Genomic DNA, 1,889 nt, shown 5'->3' with positions numbered 1-1,889 from the left:
TGGGTTATCCCAATCTTCTGGCCATTCCTGAAGCTGACCATGTTTACCAATCTTTAAAGGAGCAAGACGCTCTCGTGTTTTTGCTACATTCAAACGAAAGTCTTCGTCAACATTCAACATCTCAGATGCTGCTATACAGTTTGCGAATAGGTCGCGTAATATTTCTAAATCCATAGTAGGACCAGCAATGATTGAAGGTCCATTTCGTCCATCACTAAGGCCGTCCTTCATTTCTCCTCCGTGGCTGTGTTCTGGAGATATAGATGGAGAGGTAATTAAGTTACCGTTTTTGTCTTCAACAAGCACATCTAGGAAAAATTCAGCAGCACCCTTAAGGATTGGATAAGATTTTTTAAGAAATTCCGTATCCTTCGTGAAGAGGTAATGTTCCCAAATATGTTGACATAGCCATGCACCACCTGTTGGCCACATTCCCCACTGAGAACCGTCAACTGGCGCTGTACCACGCCAGAGGTCAGTATTATGATGTGCAAGCCAACCATTTGCCTTATAATGTATTTTAGCTGTATTTCTTCCTGGAGTCTGTAGTTCTTCAGTCATCCGCAACAAGGGTTCATGCAATTCGCTGAGGTTACAAACTTCTGCTACCCAGTAATTCATTTCAATGTTTATGTTTATTGTATACTTACTTGACCATGGAGGAGTAATTTTATTATTCCAAATACCTTGAAGATTAAGAGGCTGCGTACCCTCTCGTGACCCAGAAATCATTAAATAACGACCGTATTGGAAGACTTGTTCGGTTAATAGTTTATCCGATCCACCTTCAGCAACCCTATTAAGACGTTTGTCTGTTGATATATTCTGTTCTGAAGTATCACCGCCAAGATCAATTGAAACACGTCCAAAAAGGTTTGTGTAATCATCAATATGCCTTTGACGTAACTGTTCGAAAGATTTACCATCTGTTGCGGATAGGTAATTATTAACCTTTGCTGAAGGATCTCCACTTACGTCTAGGTAATTGATAAAACTGGTTGCCGCCACATAAACTAGTGTAACAGCGTTAGCATTTTTTACGGAAATTTCACCTCCTTGAGCAAGCACAGTTCCTCCATCTGCTTCAACTTTTGTTTGTGCAGCAAACTTCGTTCCTTCTCCTGACCAAGGCCCAGTAAGTCCTTTTCGCTCGCGTGGAGCAACCTTCCCCGTCACCAATAACTGACTACCAGTATTCATCATAGATGTATAGAGATGTTCGCTTGTCATTGACAAATCAAAGGAAATCATTTCAGGTTTGTCGCACTCCAAACGTATAATAATAGCTTGATCGGGTTGTGATGCAAAAACCGTTCGTTTAAAATGTGCACCATCTATAGTATATGTTACTGTACTTATTGCATTTTGTAAATCAAGTTCACGGCGATAGTTACTCGATTTTTCATCGTGAAAGAATTTAAGAAAGAGATCTCCTAAAGGTTGATAAGCCATTTGGTATTGTGGGATTCCGAGCATTTTATCTGCTGTAGCTTGTGCTTCAACGTATTTACCTTGCTTAAGTAGTTCTCTAACCAGAGTAAGATGTTGATAAGCATCTGGATTGTCGTAACTGTGTGGACCACCACTCCATAAGGTTTCTTCGTTCATTTGTAAATGTTCTTGCTCAACTCCTCCATACACCATGGCTCCGAGTCGACCGTTACCTATTGGTGTTGCCTGGGTCCATTCTGTGGCAGGTTCCGTATACCAAAGCATCAAATCTTTGGATACCACATCAGTCGCTCGATCATTACCTTTACACGTAAATAGCAAACATACTCCTAATAATAAAATTGTGAATTTTGTGTTTTTCATTCTAGATGTTTTTAAAACTTAGATACTGCTCATTTAGACTTATTAAGTAGAATACTTTATTCATGTATAACATT

General features: G+C 39.8%; 1 protein-coding gene. It reads right to left on the bottom strand.

Annotated features, from left to right (window positions below; translation table 11 throughout):
• On the bottom strand, window positions 1-1,815 hold a 1,815-nt coding region (locus tag ABJV04_RS16885; RefSeq protein WP_348492760.1), incomplete at its 3' end, for a glycoside hydrolase family 95 protein.
• Window positions 1,816-1,889 lie beyond the last annotated feature (74 nt).

The organism is Aliiglaciecola sp., from assembly GCF_039982535.1.
Taxonomy (GTDB): Bacteria; Pseudomonadota; Gammaproteobacteria; order Enterobacterales; family Alteromonadaceae; genus Aliiglaciecola.
This window is presented reverse-complemented; position numbering and strand designations above follow the sequence as displayed.